General features: G+C 66.0%; 15 protein-coding genes. 8 read left to right on the top strand and 7 right to left on the bottom strand.

Annotated features, from left to right (window positions below):
* Nucleotides 1-333: 333 nt before the first annotated feature.
* The 7 genes from ACK6AU_RS02375 to ACK6AU_RS02345 all read left to right on the top strand — a co-directional run bounded on the left by ACK6AU_RS02375 (nucleotide 334) and on the right by ACK6AU_RS02345 (nucleotide 7,520).
* Nucleotides 334-1,575: an SfnB family sulfur acquisition oxidoreductase gene (locus tag ACK6AU_RS02375; protein WP_409297549.1), complete on the top strand. Its 1,242-nt coding sequence runs from the start codon at nucleotides 334-336 to the stop codon at nucleotides 1,573-1,575.
* A gap of 39 nt (nucleotides 1,576-1,614) precedes the next feature.
* Entirely contained in the window at nucleotides 1,615-2,814 is a 1,200-nt protein-coding gene (locus ACK6AU_RS02370) for an SfnB family sulfur acquisition oxidoreductase (RefSeq protein ID WP_185701550.1), read from the top strand.
* A complete protein-coding gene (locus tag ACK6AU_RS02365) occupies nucleotides 2,814-4,181 on the top strand; it encodes an LLM class flavin-dependent oxidoreductase (protein ID WP_022644175.1) in 1,368 nt (455 codons plus the stop codon). Before ACK6AU_RS02370 ends, ACK6AU_RS02365 begins: the two co-directional genes overlap by 1 nt.
* A 68-nt stretch (nucleotides 4,182-4,249) precedes the next feature.
* Nucleotides 4,250-5,059, top strand: a complete 810-nt coding sequence (locus ACK6AU_RS02360) for a MetQ/NlpA family ABC transporter substrate-binding protein (RefSeq protein WP_409297546.1) — start codon at nucleotides 4,250-4,252, stop codon at nucleotides 5,057-5,059.
* 1 nt (nucleotide 5,060) lies between these two features.
* On the top strand, nucleotides 5,061-6,185 hold the full coding sequence (locus ACK6AU_RS02355; RefSeq protein WP_409297544.1) for a methionine ABC transporter ATP-binding protein: 1,125 nt from the start codon (nucleotides 5,061-5,063) through the stop codon (nucleotides 6,183-6,185).
* Entirely contained in the window at nucleotides 6,175-6,819 is a 645-nt protein-coding gene (locus ACK6AU_RS02350) for a methionine ABC transporter permease (protein WP_185701553.1), read from the top strand. The genes ACK6AU_RS02355 and ACK6AU_RS02350 overlap by 11 nt, the downstream gene beginning before the upstream one ends.
* A gap of 74 nt (nucleotides 6,820-6,893) precedes the next feature.
* The gene (locus tag ACK6AU_RS02345) at nucleotides 6,894-7,520 is read left to right on the top strand and encodes a bifunctional 2-polyprenyl-6-hydroxyphenol methylase/3-demethylubiquinol 3-O-methyltransferase UbiG (protein WP_185701554.1); all 627 of its coding nucleotides are present in this window, start codon (nucleotides 6,894-6,896) and stop codon (nucleotides 7,518-7,520) included.
* Nucleotides 7,521-7,623: 103 nt separating this feature from the next.
* On the opposite strand, the gene ACK6AU_RS02340 is transcribed toward ACK6AU_RS02345, so the two are convergent.
* From ACK6AU_RS02340 to ACK6AU_RS02330, 3 genes are read right to left on the bottom strand one after another with little or no spacing between them, the layout of a single operon-like run.
* Nucleotides 7,624-10,695, bottom strand: a complete 3,072-nt coding sequence (locus ACK6AU_RS02340) for an efflux RND transporter permease subunit (RefSeq protein ID WP_185701555.1) — start codon at nucleotides 10,693-10,695, stop codon at nucleotides 7,624-7,626.
* Entirely contained in the window at nucleotides 10,692-11,762 is a 1,071-nt protein-coding gene (locus tag ACK6AU_RS02335) for an efflux RND transporter periplasmic adaptor subunit (protein ID WP_185701556.1), read from the bottom strand. Before ACK6AU_RS02335 ends, ACK6AU_RS02340 begins: the two co-directional genes overlap by 4 nt.
* Nucleotides 11,759-12,853, bottom strand: a complete 1,095-nt coding sequence (locus tag ACK6AU_RS02330) for an efflux RND transporter periplasmic adaptor subunit (protein WP_185701557.1) — start codon at nucleotides 12,851-12,853, stop codon at nucleotides 11,759-11,761. Before ACK6AU_RS02330 ends, ACK6AU_RS02335 begins: the two co-directional genes overlap by 4 nt.
* Nucleotides 12,854-13,101: 248 nt before the next feature.
* Between ACK6AU_RS02330 and ACK6AU_RS02325 the strand changes: the two genes are divergently transcribed.
* A complete protein-coding gene (locus ACK6AU_RS02325; protein WP_185701558.1) occupies nucleotides 13,102-14,298 on the top strand; it encodes an AAA family ATPase in 1,197 nt (398 codons plus the stop codon).
* 105 nt (nucleotides 14,299-14,403) lie between these two features.
* Here ACK6AU_RS02325 and ACK6AU_RS02320 read toward each other — a convergent pair whose 3' ends face one another.
* Genes ACK6AU_RS02320 through ACK6AU_RS02305 form a run of 4 tightly spaced genes read right to left on the bottom strand, consistent with a single transcriptional unit; the run spans nucleotide 14,404 to nucleotide 17,369 of the window.
* Nucleotides 14,404-15,288, bottom strand: a complete 885-nt coding sequence (locus ACK6AU_RS02320) for a transporter substrate-binding domain-containing protein (protein WP_068580119.1) — start codon at nucleotides 15,286-15,288, stop codon at nucleotides 14,404-14,406.
* Nucleotides 15,285-16,067 carry an amino acid ABC transporter ATP-binding protein gene (locus ACK6AU_RS02315; protein WP_022644163.1) on the bottom strand — a complete coding sequence of 261 codons (783 nt, stop codon included), beginning with the start codon at nucleotides 16,065-16,067 and terminating at the stop codon, nucleotides 15,285-15,287. The genes ACK6AU_RS02320 and ACK6AU_RS02315 overlap by 4 nt, the downstream gene beginning before the upstream one ends.
* Complete coding sequence (locus ACK6AU_RS02310; RefSeq protein WP_409297539.1) at nucleotides 16,064-16,723, bottom strand: amino acid ABC transporter permease; 660 nt, start codon at nucleotides 16,721-16,723, stop codon at nucleotides 16,064-16,066. Before ACK6AU_RS02310 ends, ACK6AU_RS02315 begins: the two co-directional genes overlap by 4 nt.
* A complete protein-coding gene (locus tag ACK6AU_RS02305) occupies nucleotides 16,704-17,369 on the bottom strand; it encodes an amino acid ABC transporter permease (protein ID WP_185701560.1) in 666 nt (221 codons plus the stop codon). The genes ACK6AU_RS02310 and ACK6AU_RS02305 overlap by 20 nt, the downstream gene beginning before the upstream one ends.
* Between the last annotated feature and the right edge of the window lie 86 nt (nucleotides 17,370-17,455).

The following is a 17,455-nucleotide window of genomic DNA, read 5'->3' as shown; positions in this document are numbered from 1 at the left end:
GCGCCAAGGCCCGCAGGGCCTTCAAACCCCAAAACCCACGGCCGCCGCGCGCCCATGCGCGGCCTGCGGCAGCGGCTACACACACCTGCGATACCCACACGCCCATCCCCCGCCTGACGTATACGTAACCCTCTTCTATGCATATTCCTATAAGTTAGTTTATTTAATTTTTATCCACGTTTAGGGTATATGCCACCGGACCACCGGACATTCTTGATCCTGATTTCGCCGCATGACGCGGCCTATCCAAAGATGTGAGGTAGGTATGGTTCGGAACACAATCACCCCAGTGCAGATCGCCAGGGCATTGCGTGCAGCCAAGGAGTGGCACTGATGTCCAGTCTGGTAGAAGCACAGGTCCAGAGCGACCTGGACATTGCCCCCCTGTTGTTGCCCGCGCAGGTACTGCTCAACGACGCCCAGGCCTTGCAGGCCGCCCATGAACTGGCCGACGAGGCCCGCCAACAAGCCGCCCAGCGCGACCGCCAGCGCAAGCTGCCCTGGGCGCTGGTCGAGCAGTTCACCCGCAGCGGCCTGGGCAGCATCGCCATTCCCCGGGCCTATGGCGGCCCACAGGTTTCCTACGTCACCGTGGCCGAGGTCTTCGCGATCATTTCCGCCGCGGACCCGGCCCTCGGGCAGATCCCGCAGAACCAGTTCGGGATCCTCAACCTGATCCTCGGCTGCGGCACCGAGCGCCAGAAGAAACAGCTGCTGCAAAGCGTCCTGGAAGGCTGGCGCATCGGCAATGCCGGGCCCGAACGCGGCACCAAGAACACCCTGGAACTCAAGGCGCGGATCAGCGCCGACGCCGACGGCCATGTGCTCAATGGCCAGAAGTTCTATTCCACCGGTGCGCTGTTCGCCCACTGGGTGGCGGTCAAGGCGCTCAACGACGACGGCCGCCAGGTCCTGGCCTTCGTCCGCCGTGGTACCCCGGGGCTACGCATCGTCGATGACTGGTCGGGCTTCGGCCAGCGCACCACCGCCAGCGGCACCATCGTGCTGAACAACGTACGGGTGGACTCCGAGCTGGTGCTGGACAACTGGAAGATCAACGAGACGCCGAACATCCAGGGCGCCGCCTCGCAGCTGATCCAGGCCGCCATCGATGCCGGGATCGCCCGCGAAGCCCTGGCCGATGCCATTGGCTTCGTCCGTGAACGCTCGCGGCCGTGGATCGACGCCAATGTCGAACGGGCCAGCGACGACCTCTATGTGATCGCCGACATCGGCAAGCTGCAGATCGAACTGCACGCCGCCGAGGTCCTGCTGCGCAAGGCCGGCCAGGTACTGGACCAGGTCAGCGCGGCGCCGATCACCGCCGAGTCCGCGGCCCGTGCCTCCATCGCCGTGGCCGAAGCCAAGGTGCTGACCACCGAGATCTCCCTGCAAGCCAGCGAGAAACTGTTCGAGCTGGCCGGCAGCCGCGCCACCCTCGCCGAATTCAACCTCGACCGCCACTGGCGCAACGCCCGGGTGCACACCCTGCACGACCCGGTGCGCTGGAAGTACCACGCCGTCGGCGCCTATCACCTGAACGGCACGCTGCCGGCCCGTCATTCCTGGATTTGACCGCCCAGAACGCTTTTGACCAGATCTCTGGAGAAACACATGTCTCTTTCCCAACACGTCGCGGTCATCACCAGCGACGAGCAAGCCCTGATTGTCGCCAGCGACCTGGCGGAAGACTTCAAGCGCGACAGCGCCCTGCGCGATCGCGAGCGGCGCCTGCCGCACCCCGAGCTGGAAGCCTTCAGCCGCTCCGGCCTGTGGGGCATCAGCGTACCCAAGGAATACGGCGGCGCTGGCGTCTCCAACGTCACCCTGGCCAAGGTCACCGCGCTGATCGCCGAGGCCGACGCCTCCCTGGGCCAGATCCCGCAAAACCATTTCTATGCCCTCGAAGTGCTGCGGGTGAATGGCAGCGAGCAGCAGAAGCAACGGCTGTACGCCGAGGTCCTGGCCGGCCGACGCTTCGGCAACGCCCTGGCCGAGCTGGGCACCAAGACCGCCCACGACCGCACCACCCGCCTGAGCCGCGACCGCAGCGGCCAGGGCTACCGCATCGACGGGCGCAAGTTCTACGCCACCGGCGCCCTCTACGCCCAGCGCATCCCCACCTCGGTGGTGGATGAAGACGGCATCCAGCAACTGGCCTTCGTCCCCGCCGACAGCCAGGGCCTGAACGTGATCGACGACTGGAGCGGCTTCGGCCAGCGCACCACCGGCAGTGGCTCGGTGGTCTTCGAAAGCGTGGCGGTGGACGCCGCCGACGTGGTGCCGTTCCAGAGCGCCTTCGAGCGTCCGACCCCGGTCGGCCCCCTGGCGCAGATTCTCCACGCCGCCATCGATACCGGCATCGCCCGCGCCGCCTACGAAGACGCCCTGCGCTTCGTACGGACCAAGAGCCGGCCGTGGATCGATTCCGGCCTCGACAAGGCCAGCGACGATCCGCTGACCCTCAAGAGCTTCGGCCACCTGAGCATTCGCCTGCACGCCACCGAGGCCCTGCTGGAGCGGGCCGGGGAATTCCTCGACCGCGCCCAGGCCCAGACCAACGCCGAGACCGTGGCGGCGGCGTCCATCGCCGTGGCCGAGGCCCGGGCCCTGAGCACGGAGATTTCCCTGGCCGCTGGCAGCACCCTGTTCGAACTGGCCGGCAGCCAGGCGACCCTGGCCGAATACGGCCTGGACCGCCACTGGCGCAACGCCCGGGTGCACACCCTGCACGACCCGGTGCGCTGGAAGTACCACGCCGTGGGCAACTACTACCTCAACCAGCAGAACCCGCCACTGCGGGGGACCATCTGATGAGCGCCCTCGCCCCCACCAAGAAGAAGATCCTGCTCAACGCCTTCAACATGAACTGCGTCGGACACATCAACCACGGCCTGTGGACCCACCCACGGGACACCTCCACCCAGTACCAGAGCCTCGAGTACTGGACCGAGCTGGCCCAGTTGCTGGAGCGCGGGCTGTTCGACGGGCTGTTCATCGCCGATATCGTCGGGGTCTACGACGTCTACCAGGACTCGGTGGACGTGACGCTCAAGGAGTCGATCCAGCTGCCGGTCAACGACCCCCTGCTGCTGGTCTCGGCCATGGCCGCGGTCACCCGCAACCTGGGGTTCGGCCTCACCGCCAACCTCACCTACGAGGCGCCCTACCTGTTCGCCCGCAGGCTTTCCACCCTCGACCACCTGAGCCGTGGCCGGGTCGGCTGGAACATCGTCACCGGCTACCTGGACAGCGCCGCCCAGGCCATGGGCCTCAAGGAGCAGATCGAGCACGACCGCCGCTACGACCAGGCCGACGAATACCTGGAGGTGCTGTACAAGCTCTGGGAAGGCAGCTGGGAAGACGACGCCGTGGTCAACGACCGCGAGCAGCGCATCTATGCCCGGCCGGACAAGGTGCACAAGGTCGAGCACCAGGGCGAGTTCTACCAGGTCAGCGGCTATCACCTGTGCGAGCCCTCGCCCCAGCGCACCCCGGTGCTGTTCCAGGCCGGTAGTTCGGAGCGCGGCCTGGTGTTCGCCGGGCGCCACGCCGAATGCGTGTTCATCAGCGGGCAGAACAAGGCCGCGACCAAGGCCCAGGTGGACAAGGTCCGCGCCAGCGCCGTGGCCGCCGGGCGCAACCCCGAGGACATCAAGATCTTCATGGGCCTGAACGTGATCGTCGGTGCCACCGAGGAGCTGGCCTGGAAGAAGCACGCCGAGTACCGCAGCCATGCCAGCGCCGAGGCCGGGGTCGCGCACTTCTCCGCTTCCACCGGCATCGACTTCGCCCAGTACGAGCTCGACGAACCGATCCAGTACGTGAAGAACAACGCCATCCAGTCGGCCACCAAGCACCTGCAGAACAACGACTGGACCCGGCGCAAGCTCCTGGAGCAGCACGCCCTGGGCGGGCGCTACTTCACCGTGGTCGGCTCACCGCAACAGGTGGCCGACGACCTGGAGTCCTGGATCGCCGAGACCGGCCTGGACGGCTTCAACCTGACCCGCATCGTCACCCCGGAAAGCTATGTCGACTTCATCGACCTGGTGATCCCGGAGCTGCAACGACGCGGGTCCTACAAGACCGCCTACGAGACCGGGACCCTGCGCGAAAAGCTCTTCCACCAGGACCGCAAGCTACCCGCTCGCCACACCGGCGCGGCCTACCGCCGCTAACGGCATCGCGGGCGATGAAGCCGGCCCAAACACCCCAAAACTTCATGCACTGACTGGAACCCAAGACCATGAACACCAAGCTCCCGCGCCATCCGGTCAAAGCACTGGCCCTCGCCCTCGGGCTCTTCGCCAGCAGCGTCTTCGCCGCCGAACCGCCACTCAAGGTCGGCACCACCGCCGCCTTCGCCATTCCCCTGGAGGCCGCCGTCGCCGAAGCCGGCAAGCAAGGCCTGAAGGTGGAACTGGTGGAGTTCAGCGACTGGATCGCGCCCAACGTCAGCCTGGCCGCCGGCGACATCGACGTGAACTACTTCCAGCACATCCCGTTCCTGGAAAACGCCAAGGCCGCCGCCGGCTTCGACCTGGTGCCCTTCGCCCCGGGGATCATCAACAACGTCGGCTTGTACTCGAAGAAATACAAAAGCTTCGACGAACTGCCCCAAGGCGCCAGCGTGGCCATCGCCAACGACCCGATCAACAGCGGTCGCGGCCTGCAACTGCTGGCCAAGGCCGGGCTGATCGAGCTCAAGCCCGGGGTCGGCTACAAGGCCACCGAGGACGACATCGTCGCCAACCCGAAAAAGATCAAGATCCTCCAGGTCGAGGCCGTGCAACTGGTACGCGCCTACGACGACGCCGACCTGGTCCAGGGCTACCCGGCCTACATCCGCCTGGCCAAGACCTTCGATGCCGGCTCGGCGCTGCTGTTCGACGGCCTGGACCACAAGGAGTACGTGATCCAGTTTGTGATCCAGCCCAAGAGCAAAAACGACCCGCGGCTGATCAAGTTCGTCGACATCTACCAGCATTCGCCCGCCGTGCGCGCCGCCCTGGACCAGGCCCACGGCAAGCTCTACCAGGCCGGATGGGAAGGTTGAGATGACAGTCGCCACGCGCAAGCTCCCGCTCCCCGAACCCGAACCCCACAGCGCCGAACGGACCGAGCTGCACCCGGACCTGAACCGCGCCCAGGTGCGCTTCATCGGCCTGGGCAAGACCTACCAGGGCCAGCAAGGTCCGGTCCAGGCCCTGCACGGCATCGACCTGGCGATCCAGCGCGGCGAGGTGTTCGGCATCATCGGCCGCAGCGGCGCCGGCAAGTCGTCGCTGATCCGCACCATCAACCGCCTGGAACGCCCCAGCAGCGGCCGGGTGCTGATCGACCAGGTGGACATCGGCGAATTCGACGAAGACCGCCTGGTGGCCCTGCGCCGACGCATCGGCATGATCTTCCAGCACTTCAACCTGATGTCGGCCAAGACCGTGTGGCACAACGTCGAGTTGCCGCTGAAGGTGGCCGGGGTGCCCAAGGCCCAGCGCCAGCGCAAGGTCCGCGAACTGCTGGAACTGGTGGGCCTGAAGGACAAGCACCAGGCCTACCCGGCGCAACTGTCCGGCGGCCAGAAGCAGCGGGTGGGGATCGCCCGCGCCCTGGTCCACGACCCCGAGATCCTGTTGTGCGACGAGGCCACCTCGGCCCTGGACCCGGAGACCACCCAGTCGATCCTCGGCCTGCTGCACGAGATCAACCAGCGCCTGGGCCTGACCATCATCCTGATCACCCACGAGATGGCGGTGATCCGCGAGATCTGCGACCGCGTCGTGGTGCTGGAACACGGGCGCATCGTCGAACAGGGGCCGGTCTGGGAAGTCTTCGGCAACCCGCAGCACGAAGTCAGCAAGACCCTGCTGGCACCCTTGCAACATGAACTGCCCGAGGAGTTGCGCCAATGCCTGCGCAGCCATCCCGAAAGCGCCGCAGCAGCCGTGGTGCTGAGCCTGCGCTTTACCGGTGCACAGCGCGACGAACCGGACCTGGCGGCGCTGTTCAACGCCCTGGGCGGACGCGTGCGGCTGCTGCAAGGTGGCGTGGAACGCATCCAGGGCCACGCCCTGGGGCAACTGCTGCTGGCGGTGCAGGGCTCGTCCCTGGACGCCGAGGCACTGCGCCAGCGCGCCAGGCACTGGGCACAACAGGTGGAGGTACTGGGCTATGTGGCTTGATCGCTTGTTGCAGGGCATTCTCGACACCCTGCTGATGGTCGGCGTGTCGTCGTTGATCGCCCTGCTGGCGGGGATTCCCCTGGCGGTGATCCTGGTCACCAGCGGCAAGGGCGGGATCTACCAGGCCCCGGCGCTGAACCGGGCGCTGGGGGCTTTCGTCAACCTGTTCCGCTCGATCCCGTTCCTGATCCTGATGGTGGCGCTGATTCCCTTCACCCGGCTGATCGTCGGCACCACCTACGGGGTGTGGGCGGCCGTGGTGCCGCTGACCATCGCCGCCACTCCGTTCTTCGCGCGGATCGCCGAAGTCAGCCTGCGCGAGGTCGACCACGGCCTGATCGAAGCGGCCCAGGCCATGGGCTGCCGACGCTGGCACATTGTCTGGCACGTGCTCTTGCCCGAGGCGCTGCCGGGGATCGTCGGCGGCTTCACCATCACCCTGGTGACCATGATCAACTCCTCGGCCATGGCCGGGGCCATCGGGGCCGGCGGCCTGGGGGACATCGCCTACCGCTACGGCTACCAACGCTTCGACAGCCAGATCATGCTCACGGTGATCGTGTTGCTGGTGCTCCTGGTGGCCGCAATCCAGCTCGGCGGCGACCGCCTGGCCCGGAAACTCAACAAGCGCTGATGCAGGCTGCGCACGGACGCGCAGCGGCCGCCGGTGTATATTCGGTCGGTCCCTCCCACAAGCCGCCTGCCGCCATGAAACTTGCCCCCGACGATCTCGATACCATCACCGCCACCACCCTGGGCCACTACAACCAGGTGGCCGAAGGCTTTCGCGAAGGTACTCGCGACCACGACGTCAGCCAGAACATCGACGCCCTGCTGCGGCATATCCAGGGCACCGCGCCCTTCACCCTGCTGGACTTCGGCTGCGGCCCGGGGCGCGACCTGCGCGCCTTCACCCGCCTGGGCCATGTGGCCATCGGCCTGGATGGCAGCCAGGAGTTCGCCCGGATGGCCCGGCAAGACAGTGGCTGCGAGGTCTGGCAGCAAGACTTCCTCAAGCTCGACCTGCCAGCGGAGCACTTCGACGGGATCTTCGCCAACGCCGTGCTGTTCCACGTCCCCGGCCAGGAACTGCCCCGGGTGCTCAAGCAACTGCATGGCACCTTGAAGCCCGGCGGCGTGCTGTTCAGCTCCAATCCCAGGGGCGACAACCAGGAAGGCTGGAACGGCGCCCGCTACGGCGCCTACCACGACCTCGCGGCCTGGCAGGCGCTGCTGACCGCCGCAGGTTTCGTCGAGCTGGAGCACTACTACCGCCCCGCCGGCCTGCCCCGGGAACAGCAACCCTGGCTGGCCAGCGTCTGGCGCAAGGCCTGACGAACACCCCTCCCCGTAGGAGAGAGCGGGCGGCGATCCGACTTGCCCGCGATAGCGATGCGCCTGATGCACCGCCATCGCGAGCACGCTTCGCTCCCAGGGATCAGCGGCTGTCCTGGTCCGGCTTGGGCTCCTTGATCCTGTACCAGGCCACGTACAGCGCCGGCAGGAACAGCAGGGTCAGCAAGGTGGCGATGATGATGCCGCCGATCATGGCGTAGGCCATCGGCCCCCAGAACACTTCCCGGGCGATGGGGATCATCCCCAGGCTCGCCGCCGCGGCGGTGAGCAGGATCGGCCGCCGCCGGTGGTGGGTGGCTTCCAGTACCGCATCCCAAGGGTCGTACCCGTCCTTCTCGTATTCATCGATCTGGGTCACCAGGATCACCGAGTTGCGGATGATGATGCCGATCAGCGCCAGGATCCCGAGGATCGCCACGAAGCCCATGGGCGTTCCCGTCGGCACCAGGGCCAGGACCACGCCGATCAGCCCCAGGGGCGCGACACTGGCCACCAGGAACATCTTCTGCACGCTGTGCAGCTGGATCATCAGGAAGGTCGCCATCAGGAACAGCATCAGCGGCACCACCTTGGCGATCGGTCCCTGGGCCTTGCCGCTCTCCTCCACGGTGCCGCCGGTGGCCACCGAATAGCCGGCCGGCAGGCCGGAGGCGAACCTGTCGATGGTCGGCTTGAGCTGCTTGACCAGGTCGGTGGGCTGGATCTGGTCGCGCACCGCCGCCTTGATGGTGATGGTCGGCTTGCGGTCGCGGCGCCACACCAGGGGCTGCTCCAGCTCATAGCGCACACTGGCGAAGGCCAGCACCGGGATCGAGGTGCCGCTGGGGGTGACGATCTGCAGGTTCTGCAAGGTATCCGGTGAACCGCGCTCGCTGTCGTCGGCGCGGCCGACCACCTTGATCAGGTAGATGTCGTCATGCACCTGGGTCACCGTGGAGCCGCTGACGATGCTGTTCATCAGTTGCGCCACGTCTTCCGACGACAGGCCCAGTTGCCGCGCCTTGTCCTGGGCAATATCGATGCGCAGCACTTTGCCCGGCTCGTTCCAGTCGTAGATGATCTCGCCGATGTGCGAATTCTTGTCCAGCTCGGCGGCCAGCTCGATGGCGTGCTTGCGTACCTGGTCGATGTCCTTGCCGCTGACCCGGTACTGGATCGGCCGGCCCACCGGCGGCCCCATCTCCAGGGCCTGGACATAGCTGCCGATGCCGACGAAGTCCTGGCGCAGGCGCTTCTGCAGGCGCTCGGTCAGTGCGGTGCGCTGCTCCAGGCCCTTGCTGACGATCACCAGCTGGGCGTAGTAGGGATTCTGCAATTGCTGGTCCAGGGGCAGGTAGAAGCGGATCGCACCTTCGCCGATGTAGGTGCTCCAGCGCTCGATGTCCGGATCGTCCTTCAAGGTCGCCTCCAGTCGGTCCACCGCCCTGCGTGTCTCGTTGATCGAGGCGTTCTGCGGCAGGTTCAGGTCCACCAGGATCTCCGGCCGGTCGGAGGACGGGAAGAACTGGTTCTGCACGAAACGCATGCCGAACACCGAGGCGACGAACAACAGCACGGTGATGCCGATGGCCCACCAGCGATTGCGCATGGCCCACAAGAGGCCGCCATTGAAGGCCCGGCCGATCCGCCCCGGCTCCTCGGAATGAGGTTTGACGTCGGTGCTCAGGATATGCACGCCAATCACCGGGGCGAACAGCACCGCGACGATCCACGACACCAGCATCGCCACCGCGATCACCGCAAACAGGGTGAAGGTGTACTCCCCGGCCGAGCTGGCGTTCAGGCCGATGGGCACGAAGCCGGCCACGGTCACCAGGGTCCCGGTGAGCATCGGGAAGGCGGTGGAAGTGTAGGCGTAGGTCGCCGCCTGCTCCTTGCTTTCACCCTTTTCCAGGCGCGTGACCATCATCTCCACGGTGATCATCGCGTCGTCCACCAGCAGGCCCAGGGCGATGATCAGCGCCCCCAGGGAAATACGCTGCATGGTGATGCCGCTGTACTCCATGAACAGGAAGACCATGGCCAATACCAGCGGGATCGAACAGGCCACCACCAACCCGGCCCGGACCCCGAGGCTGATGAAGCTCACCACCAGGACGATCACCACCGCCTCGAACAACGCGCTGGTGAAGCCACCCACTGCCTCCTCCACCACCTCGGCCTGGTCGGAGACCTTGTGCACGCCGACGCCCACCGGCAGGTCGGCGGTCAGCTGGTCCATGCGCGCATGCAGGGCCTTGCCGAAATCCTGGATATTGCCGCCCTTCTTCATGGCGATCGCCAGGCCGATGGCCGGCTGGCCGTTGAAGCGGAACATCGGGGTCGAGGGGTCGACGTAGCCACGGCTGATCTCGGCGATATCCGCCAGGCGATAGAAACGATCGTTGAGCCGCAGGTTGACCGTGGCCAGGTCCTTCTCCGAGGCGAACTGCCCCGAAGTGCGCACCGAGATCCGCTCCGGCCCGGCCTCGATCACCCCGGCCGGGGTCACCGCGTTCTGCGATTGCAGGCTTTGCAGCACCTGGCGCTGGTCGATCCCCAGGGCCGCCAGCTTGCGGGTGGAGAAGTTGAGGTAGATCACCTCGTCCTGCTCGCCGACCATCTCCACCTTGCCCAGGTTCGGCACTTCGCGGATCTGCGCCCGCACCTGCTCCACGTAGTCGCGCAGCTGGCGCATGCTCAGGCCATCGGCGGTGAAGGCGTAGATGGAACCGAACACATCGCCGAACTCATCGTTGAACCCCGGCCCCTGCAAGCCCTGGGGAAACTCGCCACGGATGTCGTTGATCTTCTTGCGCACCTGGTACCAGATATCGGGGATGTCCTTGCCGCTGGTGGTGTCGCGCAGGTAGACGAACACCGTCGACTCGCCGGGGCGGGTGTAGCTCTTCACGTAGTCCAGGGAGTCGAGTTCCTCGAGCTTCTTCTCGATGCGGTCGGTGACCTGCTTGAGGGTCTCCTCCTGGGTCGCGCCAGGCCAGCGGGTCTGGATGACCATGGTCTTGATAGTGAAGGACGGGTCTTCCTCGCGTCCCAGGTTCATGTAGGAGAACACGCCCATCAACAGCGCCACGAACATCAGGTACCAGACGAAGGATTGATGCCTGATCGCCCACTCGGACAGGTTGAAGCTCCCTTTGCTGGCGGGCGTCATTGTGCTCGGTCCTCATCGATTTTGACTTTTTGCCCCGGCTTGAGGCTGTTGACGCCAGCGCTGACGATCCGCTCGCCGGGCTGCACGCCCTGGCTGATCAGCACCGAATCGCTGTCGCGGCTCAGTACCGTCACCTCACGGGGCGAGACAGTCAGGGCCTTGGGGTCGATGACCCAGATCCGGCTCTTGCCATCCACCTCTTGCAACGCAGTCGACGGCAGCTCGGTGCGCGGCGCGATGGCCGAGCTCAGGGTTACGCTGATGGCGGTGCCCAGGCGGAATGCCTCGGGGGTGTCCTTGAGGGTCAGGCGCGCCCGGCGGGTCCGGGTCGCGCTCTGGGCCTGGGGTTCGATCTCACGCACCGTGGCGCTGGTGCCGATGCTCGGATCCAGTTGCGCCGCGACCTGGAACACCACGTCCGCCGGCAACTGGTCCACCAGGTTCGCCGGCAGGTCGATCACCGCTTCCTTGACCTCGGGCCGGGCCAGGGTCACCACCTGCTGGCCGGCGCTCACCACTTGCCCGGCCTCGGCCTTCCAGGCGGTGACCACGCCACCGTGGTCGGTGTGCAACTCGCTGTAGCCGAGCTGGTCCCGGGCCTGCTGCACCGAGGCCCTGGCCTGGTCGAGGGAGGCGCGGGTGGTCTTCATGTCGGTCTGGGCCAGGTCCAGCTGGGCCTGGGCCCCGACCCCACGGTCGAACAGCTCCTGCTGGCGCCGGGCATTGGCCTGGGCATTGATCCACTGTGCCTGGACCCGGGCCAGGTCGCCCTGGGCCGCCCGCAACTGGTTCTGCTGGTCGGTGGGGTCCAGGGTCGCCAGCAAGTCCCCGGGGGCCACCTCGGCACCGACATCGACATTGCGCTTGGCAATCCGCCCCGGCACCCGGAAGCCCAGGTTGGTTTCGTAGCGCGCCTGGATGTTGCCGGCAAAGCGTCCCAGGCTTTCCTCGGACTGCGGCGTCACCTGGAGCCACAGCACCGGACGCACCGGTTCAGGCGCCGGGTCCTCCTTCGAGCAACCTGGCAGCAACACCGCGGCACACCACAGCAAGGCCAGGCGCTTCATGGCTGCCTCCCCTGCTCGGTGGTCTTGCCGGCGATCTCCACCGGTACTCCCGGATACAGCAGTTGCCCGCCGGCCACCACCACCTGCTCACCGCCCTCGAGGCCTTCGCTGATGATCACCTTGCCGGTCAGGTAGCGCCCGACCTTGACCTTGTGCAGTTGCGCCCTGCCGTCAGCGTCCACCAGCCATACCGCCGGCTCGCGCAGGTCCTTGGTCAGCGCCGCCCAGGGCAGCAACACGCTGGCCTTGGCAGTGGCGCGAGCGGTGGCGCTGACCACCGAACCCAACTCCATGCCCGCCGGCAACGAATCGAGCTTGACCTTGACCTGCACCGTGCCGCTCTGGGCCGAGACCACCGGCGTCACTTCGCGGACCTTGCCGGTGGTGGTCACCTTGGGATTGTCCAGCAGGGCGATGGGGATGGTTTCCTGCCCCGGTGGCTGCATCACCAGCGACTCGTAGACGTTGAAGACCGCATCGCGCTCGCCATCCTGGGCCAGGCTGAAGATTGGCTGCGTCGCCTGCATCACCTGGCCGACCTCGGCCTGGCGAGCAGTGATCACCCCCGGGGCCTCGGCCACTAGTTCGGTGTAGCCCAATTGCTCGCGGGCATTGGCCAACTGGGCCTGGGCCGCGCTCAAGGCGCTCTGGCTGCTGCGCAGGGCGGCCTGGGCCGAGTCGTATTCGCTCTGGCTGGTGTAGCCCTTGGGCAAGAGTTTCTGCTGGCGGACGAACGCGGCGCTGGTCTGCTTGACCCGCGCCTGCTCGGCGAACACCGCGGCATTGGCCGAATCGACGTTGGTCTGCAAATCCTTGGGGTCGAGCCTGGCCAGTACCTGCCTGGCCTCGACCCGGTCGCCGACATCCACCAGGCGCTGGATGATCTTGCCGCCAACGCGAAACGACAGGTCGGTCTGGACCCGTGCCTGCACATCGCCGGTGAGGGTCACCGAAGCGGCGAATTCACTGTTCTCCACCTGCTGCACATGCACCCTTGGATGGTCCTTTTGCGCAGGCTGTTCCGCCCCGCAACCTCCCAGCAGGGCCAACAGGCAGAGCCCCACCACCCACTTCGTATCGAGACCAGCCATGCAGGCTCCTTTTGCTTGATCGATGCGCCGTGACGTTTACGACTGTGAGCTTAGAACAGGGTTCCACCCTTGCACTGTCCCCGCAGCGCAGGGTCTTGCTGCGTGCCCCGGAAGGTCCTGCCGGCCTTGGCGCAGCCTCGCTGCGCTCGACAGCGGCTACAGGTTCGCCCCGTGTCGCCGCCGCAGGGATGGCGCGACAAGAGCGCGGGGGATTGGGCACACTGCGCGGCAGGCAAAGGAGATCCGGCATGCTCAAGACCCTGGCGGTGGCCAATTACCGCTCCATCAACAAACTGGTGATTCCGCTCGCTCGGCTGAACCTGATCACCGGCGCCAACGGCAGTGGCAAATCCAATCTGTACAAGGCCCTGCGCCTGTTGGCGGAAACCGCCCAGGGTGGGGTGGTCAACGCCCTGGCCCGGGAGGGCGGGCTGGACTCGACCTTCTGGGCCGGGCCGGAAACCATCAGCCGACGCATGAGCCGGGGTGACGTGGCAGTCCAGGGCGGTCCACGCAAGACGGTCAAGCGCCTGCAACTGGGCTTTGCCAGTGAAGATTTCGGCTACGCCATCGGCCTCGGACTACCCGACTCCAGTGGGCATTTCATGCTTCCCGGCCACAGCCTGCCGATTCCATCGCGCTTCACCCTCGACCCCAACATCAAGCGCGAAAGTATCTGGGGCGGTGCGCTGTATCGGTCGGCCAGCGTGCTCGTGGATCGCCAGGGTCCGATGGTACGGGCTCGCGACGGGCGACAGTGGGAAGTACTGACGCAACACATCTCCAGCGGCGACAGTCTGTTCGACCAAGTGGGCAACCTGCGCTCATCGCCAGAAGTCTTGCACCTGCGCGAGCAGATCCGCGGCTGGCGCTTCTACGATCACTTACGCACCGACAGCCAGGCCCCCGCGCGCCGAGCGCAACTAGGTACCCGCACCCCGGTTCTGCACCATGACGGCCGGGACCTGGCGGCGGCCTTGCAAACCATCATCGAGGTCGGCGACCAACAAGCCTTGCACGACACCATCAGCGATGCTTTCCCGGGTTCCAGCCTGGAGATCGATGCTGTACCCGGAGGCTTGTTCGAAGTGCGTTTCCGCCAGGAAGGCTTGTTGCGCCCGCTGTCGGCGGCGGAGCTGTCGGACGGCACCCTGCGCTACCTGCTGCTGGTGGCGGCCCTGCTGACCCCGAGACCGCCGACGCTGATGGTGCTCAACGAACCGGAAACCAGCCTGCACCCCGACCTGCTGCCGGCGCTGGCGCGCCTGATCATCCGTGCCTCGGAGCAGTGCCAGGTGTGGGTGGTGTCCCACGCCCGGCGCCTGATCGCAGCCCTGCAGGAAGACCCGCAGTGCAACTGCATCGTGCTGGAAAAGGAGCTGGGCCAGACAGGTATCGTCGGCCAGCGCCTGCTCGACGAGCCCGCCTGGTACTGGCCCGATTGAGCCGCCAGAAAAGCATCACGGGCAAGCTTCGCTCCCAAGGTCTGTGTAGGAGCGAGGCTTGCCCGCGATGGCGTACTCAAGAGCGCCTCAAGCACCCGGGGCGGATCACCCCTGCCACTTGCCGCCTTCGACGATCACGCTGTCGGGGTTGGTGTCGTCGCTCAGTTCCTTGCGCACGTATTGGTCGTACAGCTTGAGCAGGTACTTCTGCTCGCCCAGCTTGGCCAGCTCGGCATTGACCCAGTCACGCAGCTCGGTGTTGCCCTTCTTCACCGCCGGGGCGATCGGCGCCTGCTCGCCCAGGGTCTGCGGCAGCACGCGGTAGCCCGGGTTCTGCTTGGACCAGCTGAACAGGATCAGGTTGTCCTGGGCGTAGGCATCGCCACGGCCATTGGCCAGGGCCTGCAGGGACTCGGTGTTCTTCTCGAACTTGAGCAGCTTCCAGTCCGGGTGGTTCTGGGTCAGCCAGATATCCGCGGTGGTGCCGGTGGTGACGATGGTGGTGCGGCTCGCCAGGTCATCCAGGCTCTTCACCGGGCTGCCCTCGGGCACCAGGGCCTGGACCGCGACCTTGAGGTTGGGGTTGGTGAATTCCACCGCTTCCTTGCGCTCGGGGGTCACGGTCATGTTGGCCAGGATCAGGTCGACCTTGTCGCTTTGCAGGAACGGAATGCGGCTGGCCGGCTCCACGGCGACGAACTCCACCTTGTTCTCGTCGCCCAGCAGGTCCTTGGCGAACTGGCGGCCGATGTCGGTATCGAAGCCCACGTAGCGCCCGGCCTCATCGACGAAACCGAACGGCGGCTTGTCGGTGAACACGCCGACGATCAGCTTGTCCCGGGCCTTGATCTTGTCCAGGTAGCTGGCCGCCGGCGCAGCGCTGGCGGCACTGGCCGCAGGCTTGGAGGCCTCGGAAGATTTATCGCAGCCAGCCAGCAGGGCCAGGCCGAACAGCGGTAGCAACAGCAGTGAAGACTTGACGGTTTTCATAAGAGCTCCAGTTCCTTTCTAGGGGCTTTCTTGGGTAATGCTTCGACGAACGAGAACTTCTCCAGGAACTGCTGCGCGCGGACGGTCTGCGGGTTCGTGAAGAAAGCTTCGGGGGTGTTCTGCTCGAGGATGCGGCCAGCGTCCATGAACACGATGCGGTCGGCCACGGCCCGGGCGAAGGCCATTTCATGGGTAACGATCAGCAGCGTCATGCCGTCCCGGGCCAGGCCCTGGATCACTTGCAGCACTTCCTTGACCATTTCCGGGTCCAGCGCCGCGGTGACCTCGTCGAACAGCATCACCTGGGGGTTCATGCACAGCGAGCGGACGATGGCGATGCGTTGCTGCTGGCCGCCGGACAGCTGCCGGGGAAACGCCTGGCGCTTGTCCGCCAGCCCGACCCGTTCCAACAGCGCCTCGGCCTGGGCCTGGGCCTCGCGGCGCTGGCGCTTCTGCACCTTGAGCGGGCCGAGGAGGATGTTGTCCAGCACGTTCATGTGGGGAAACAGGTGATAGCTCTGGAACACCATGCCGATCTGCTGGCGTACCTGGCGCCAGTCGGTGGCCGGGTCCAGCAGCTCGCGGCCGGCGAAGCGCAGGTGGCCGCCCTGGGCGCTTTCCAGGCCGTTGAGGCAGCGCAGCAGGGTGCTCTTGCCGCAGCCGCTGGGGCCGAGGATGACGATCACCTCGCCCGACGCCACGCTCAGGTCGATATCGCGCAGCACCTGCTGCGAGCCGAAGAACTTGTTGAAACCCTGGAACTCGATCAATGCGCTCATGCTTGCGTCCAGCGCCGCTCCAGCACGCGGGAGGCGGCCGACAGCGGGTAGCAGATGAAAAAGAAAAACAGGAACAGGACGCCGTAGATCAGCACCGACTCGTAGGTACGCTCGATGATCTGCTGGCCGACCTTGATCACGTCCACCACGCCGATCAGCACCGCCAGGGAGCTGGTCTTGATGATCCGCGTGTAGACGTTGATGGTCGGCGGCGTCATGCGCTTGAGGGCCTGGGGCAGCAGCACGTGGCCATACAGCTGCAACGTCGACAGGCCGATGGACAACCCCGCCTCACGCTGGCCCCGGGGCAGCGAACGCAGCGCCCCGCGCACCACCTCGCCGACCTCGCTGGCGCCCCACAGCGACAGCACCAGCACCGCACAGGTGAAGCTGGGAATGCTGATGCCGAAGAAGATCGGGAAGCCGAAGAACAGCAAGTACAGCCAGACCAGCACCGGGATCGCCCGGAACAGCTCCAGGTAGAGGCGCAGCAGCACATCCAGCACTCGCCGCTGCAGGCTGCACAGCACGCCATAGAGCACGCCGCCCAGGGTGCTGAAGAGGATGCTCAGCAAGGAAATCGACAAGGTCTGCTCGGCGCCCCGGGCCAGTTGCGGCAGGGACACCAGCAGCAGCTCAAGACCCGAACTGGCCATGTTGCAGCCTCCTTTCCAGGTAGCTGAGCAACAGCGACAGCGGCAGGAACAGCAGCACGCAGATCAGCGTCAGCACCGCCAACATCTCGTAGGTCTTGTAGTACAGGGCGATGTAGCTCTTGGTGGTGTAGAGGATCTCCGGCACCGCCACCGCCGAGACCACGGTGGTCTCCTTGAGCAGGAAGATGAAGTTGGCGAACAGCGACGGCAGGCTGAGGATGCCCGCCTGGGGCAGGATCACATAGCGCAGCAGCTGCCAGCGCGACAGGCCGATGGAGCGCCCCGATTCCAGCTGGGCCAGCGGCACCGCCTCGACCCCGGCGCGCAGCACCTCGGTGAGATAGGCACCGCCGAGGAAAGTCATGGTGATGATCGCCGCGGTGAAGCCTGAGACCTTGATCCCCAGGGCCGGCAGGGCGAAGTAGACGAAGAACAGCTGGATCAGCAACGGCGTGTTGCGCGCCAGCTCCACGTACAGGCCGATCAGGCGGTGCACATAGGGCGTGCGGAACACCAGGAAGGCAGCGTTGATCAACGCCACTAGCAGGGAGGTACCGATGGCGATCAGGCCGACCTGCAGGGTCACCCCCACGGCCTTGAGGAACGCCGGCAGGGTGCTGAGGATGAAAGCGTAGTCGAGGGTCATTGAACGTCCTGGACGTCGCCGGGATACGGCGACGGTGATGCAGTCCATGGGGCGATGGGTAATCGCCGGGCTGAGCGCGACTCTAA

Source organism: Pseudomonas sp. KCJK8993 (genome assembly GCF_046230915.1).
In the GTDB taxonomy this organism is placed as follows: domain Bacteria; phylum Pseudomonadota; class Gammaproteobacteria; order Pseudomonadales; family Pseudomonadaceae; genus Aquipseudomonas; species Aquipseudomonas piscis.
This window is presented reverse-complemented; position numbering and strand designations above follow the sequence as displayed.